Annotated in this window: 4 protein-coding genes; all 4 read left to right on the top strand. The window is 73.4% G+C overall.

The window, feature by feature from the left end; translation table 11 throughout:
* Positions 1–63 precede the first annotated feature (63 nt).
* The 4 genes from ABZ570_RS33610 (at position 64) to mshC (ending at position 3,645) form a co-directional block, all read left to right on the top strand.
* Positions 64–777 (top strand): histidine phosphatase family protein, encoded by a 714-nt coding sequence (locus tag ABZ570_RS33610; RefSeq protein ID WP_358072174.1) that lies wholly within the window; start codon positions 64–66, stop codon positions 775–777.
* A 165-nt stretch (positions 778–942) separates the two neighbouring features.
* On the top strand, positions 943–1,524 hold the full coding sequence (locus ABZ570_RS33605; RefSeq protein ID WP_358072172.1) for a DUF3090 domain-containing protein: 582 nt from the start codon (positions 943–945) through the stop codon (positions 1,522–1,524).
* Entirely contained in the window at positions 1,521–2,339 is an 819-nt protein-coding gene (locus tag ABZ570_RS33600; protein ID WP_358072170.1) for an SCO1664 family protein, read from the top strand. The genes ABZ570_RS33605 and ABZ570_RS33600 overlap by 4 nt, the downstream gene beginning before the upstream one ends.
* 67 nt (positions 2,340–2,406) lie before the next feature.
* Positions 2,407–3,645: a cysteine--1-D-myo-inosityl 2-amino-2-deoxy-alpha-D-glucopyranoside ligase gene (mshC, locus tag ABZ570_RS33595; RefSeq protein ID WP_358072168.1), complete on the top strand. Its 1,239-nt coding sequence runs from the start codon at positions 2,407–2,409 to the stop codon at positions 3,643–3,645.
* Positions 3,646–3,754 lie beyond the last annotated feature (109 nt).

Raw genomic sequence — 3,754 nt, 5'->3', positions numbered from 1 at the left:
TCAAGCCTGACCGCCCGGAGCCGGGCACGGCGGGCCACACCCAGAACCGCAACCAAACGTAGGGTGGTCAGCGTGGCGACGCTTCTGCTTCTGCGACACGGCCGGACCACCGCGAACGCGGACGGCGGCCTGGCCGGCCGGCAGCCGGTCGAGCTGGACGAGACCGGCCGCGCTCAGGCCACGGCCGTCGGCGAGCGGTTGCGGGCGCTGCCCCTGGCGGCGGTGGTGACCAGCCCGCTGATCCGCTGCCGGCAGACCCTGGAGCTGGCGCTGCCGCAGGCCGAGCCGGTGGTGGACGAGGGGCTGATCGAGTGCGGGTACGGCAGCTGGGAGGGGCAGCCGCTGAAGAAGCTGGCCAAGGAGCCGCTCTGGCCGGTGGTCCAGCAGCATCCCAGCGCAGCCGTCTTCCCCGAGGGCGAGGCGATGGCGGCGATGGCGGCGCGAGCGGTCACCACCGTGCGCTCCTGGGACGCCCGGGTCACCGCCGAGCACGGGCCGGAGGCGGTCTGGCTGGCCTGCAGCCACGGCGATGTGATCAAGGCGATCGTGGCGGACGCGCTCGGCGTACACCTGGATCTTTTCCAGCGGATCGTCGCGGACCCGGCCTCGGTGACGGCGATCCGCTACACGCCGCTACGGCCGTTCCTGGTCCGGCTCAACGACATCGGCGGCGATCTCGCGGGGCTGGTGCCGCCGCCCGGCAAGCGGCGCCGGCGGGCGGCGCGTACGGCGGATTCGGACGCGTCCGTGGGCGGCGGCGCGGGGGCGGCACCGTGAGCGTGGGGGCGGGCTTGCGAGCCCCGCGACCGCGAATTGCGGTGAGCCGGTGAGCCGGCCCGCCACGCCCGGAAAGCGACACCGTGGGCCACGGCGTTTCGCCTTGGGCGGATTCAACGTCGGTGCGCTGCGCGGCGGTTCCGGCCTCCGGATAGGGTCGTGGGTATGACCCACCAGGTGCACGCCTTCGAGCCGCCGGAGCGGTTCGTCGCCGGAACCGTCGGCCCGCCGGGGGAGCGTACGTTCTTCCTCCAGGCGCGCGGTGGTGGCCGGCTGGTCAGCGTCGCGCTGGAGAAGGTCCAGGTGTCCCTGCTCGCCGAGAAGCTGGAGGAGCTGCTCGCCGAGGCGCAGCGCCGGTTCGGCGTCCAGCTGCCCGAGGCACCCGCCGCGCCCGGCGACAACGACCCTCTGGACACCCCGGTCGACGAGGAGTTCCGGGTCGGCACGCTCGGCCTGGCCTTCGACGTGGACACCGCCACCGTGGTGATCGAGGCGATCGCCGCTGGGGAGACGGAGGTCGCGGTCGCGCTGGGCGAGGCCGACGACGACGACGAGGACGAGGACCCGGACGAGCCGGACGACGACCTGGATCGGCTCCGGGTGCGGCTGACCCCGGAGGCGACCCGTGCCTTCATCGAGCGGGCGCGCCGGGTGGTCAACGCCGGCCGCCCACCCTGCCCGCTCTGCGGCCAGCCGCTGGATCCGGCCGGCCACCTCTGTCCGCGGCACAACGGTTATCACCGGTGACCTCGTCGGAACTCCAGCCCCGGCAGGACGGCGCCGCCGCATTGCGGCTGCTCACCGACGGTGAGCTCGTCCTGGAGGGGCGGCTGGTCGACGCCTCCAACACCACCCTGCGCGGGGTCCTCACCCTGGACGGGCTGGCCGCGCGTTGCGTCTACAAGCCGGTCCGGGGTGAGCGCCCGCTCTGGGACTTTCCGGATGGCACGCTCGCCGGCCGGGAGGTCGCGGCCTATCTGGTCTCCCGGGCCACCGGTTGGGACCTGGTGCCGCCGACCGTGCTGCGGGACGGGCCGTTCGGCCCCGGTTCCTGTCAGCTCTGGATCGACGAGCCGGAGGACGTCGAGCCGCTGGTCGGGTTCGTGCCGGCCGCCGCGGTGCCGCCGCGCTGGTTTCCGGTGGCCGCGGCCCGCGACGACGACGGGACCGCGTACGCCCTCGCGCACGCCGACGATCCGCGCCTGGCCCGCCTGGCTGTCCTCGACGCGGTGCTCAACAACGCCGACCGCAAGGGAGGCCACGTGATCGCGGGCCCCGACGACCGGATCTACGGGGTGGACCACGGCGTCTGCTTCCACGTCGAGGACAAGCTGCGGACGGTGCTGTGGGGCTGGGCCGGCCGGCAGCTTCCGCCGGACGCAGTGGAGGTGCTGGCCGGGCTGGCCGGGCAGCTCACCGGCCCGCTCGGCGACGAGCTGGCCGAGCACCTGACCCTCGGTGAGGTCGCCGAGGTGGTGGCCCGGGTGGATCGGCTCGGGGAGACCGGACGCTTCCCGCTGCCCTCGCAGGACTGGCCGGCCATGCCCTGGCCGCCGATGTGAGCCGCTGTCGTGTTGATCACTCCGGGCCTGCCACCCGGGGGCCTGACGGATCGTTAGGCTGGCGGTCATGGAGTCTTGGGCGGGACATGAGGTGCCACGGCTGCCCGGCGGCGGCCAGGCACTGAGGTTGTACGACTCGGCGCGGCAAGGTGTCCACCCCAGCCGGCCCGACGGGGTCGCCGCGATGTACGTCTGCGGCATCACCCCGTACGACGCGACCCACCTCGGCCACGCCGCAACCATGATCACCTTTGATCTGGTGCAGCGGATGTGGCTGGACGCCGGCCTGACCGTGCGGTACGTGCAGAACGTCACCGACATCGACGACCCACTGCTGGAGCGGGCCGAGCGCGACGGCGAGGACTGGAAGGTCCTGGCCATGCGGGAGACCGCACTGTTCCGGGAGGACATGGAAGCGCTGCGGATCATTCCGCCGGCGCACTACGTCGGCGCCATCGAGTCGATCCCGGACATTGCCGAGAAGGTCCTCGTGCTGCTCAAGGACGGCGCGGCGTACCGGCTCGACGACGGCACCGGGGACGTCTACTTCGACATCACCGCCGCGCCGGCGTTCGGCTACGAGTCCAACCTGTCCCGTCAGCAGATGCTGGAGATCTTCCCGGAGCGCGGCGGCGACCCGGACCGGGCCGGCAAGCGTGACCCGCTCGACCCGCTGCTGTGGCGCGGCGCCCGGGAGGGCGAGCCGTCCTGGCCGGGCGGCGACCTGGGCGCCGGCCGGCCCGGCTGGCACATCGAGTGCGCGGTGATCGCGCTGAACCTGCTCGGCGACCGGATCGCCGTGCAGGGCGGCGGCAACGACCTGATCTTCCCGCACCACGAGTGCTCCGCGGCGCACGCCGAGCGGCTGACCGGCCAGGCACCGTTCGCCGACCACTACGTGCACGCCGGCATGATCGGCCTCGACGGCGAGAAGATGTCGAAGTCCAAGGGCAACCTGGTCTTCGTCTCCCGGCTGCGGGCCGACCAGGTGGACCCGATGGCGGTCCGGCTCGCCCTGATGAGCGGGCACTACCGCACGGACCGGGCCTGGACCGACGACCTGCTCGACGCGGCGCAGCAGCGGCTGGCCCGCTGGCGTCGGGCCGCCGCCGCCCCGGCCGGGCCGTCCGGCGCCGAGTTCCTCGCCGGGGTACGCGCCCGCCTCGCCGACGACCTCGACACCCCCGGCGCCCTGGCGCTGGCCGACGCCTGGGCCGACCAGGCCCTGGCCGGCGTCGCCGACGACGCCGAGGCCCCGAAACTCTTCGCCACCACCACCAACGCCCTCCTAGGCATCCCCCTCTAACCCCCCACCCCACCCCCCCACCCCCCCCACCCCCCGCGCCGTTACTTGCAAATGTGGCCCTGGCGAAAGGGGAAAAAAAGCGCCCAGATGGGCGCAAATTCACGGTTGG

This window comes from Micromonospora sp. NPDC007271 (genome assembly GCF_040634005.1).
In the GTDB taxonomy this organism is placed as follows: domain Bacteria; phylum Actinomycetota; class Actinomycetes; order Mycobacteriales; family Micromonosporaceae; genus Micromonospora.
Note: the sequence above shows the minus strand (reverse complement) of the source record. Positions and strands in the feature narration are given on the sequence as shown.

Bases quoted from the DNA above. Each gene is read 5' to 3' on its own strand.
- mshC (WP_358072168.1), top strand. From the start codon at position 2,407: ATGGAGTCTTGGGCGGGACATGAGGTGCCACGGCTGCCCGGCGGCGGC.
- ABZ570_RS33605 (WP_358072172.1), top strand. From the start codon at position 943: ATGACCCACCAGGTGCACGCCTTCGAGCCGCCGGAGCGGTTCGTCGCC.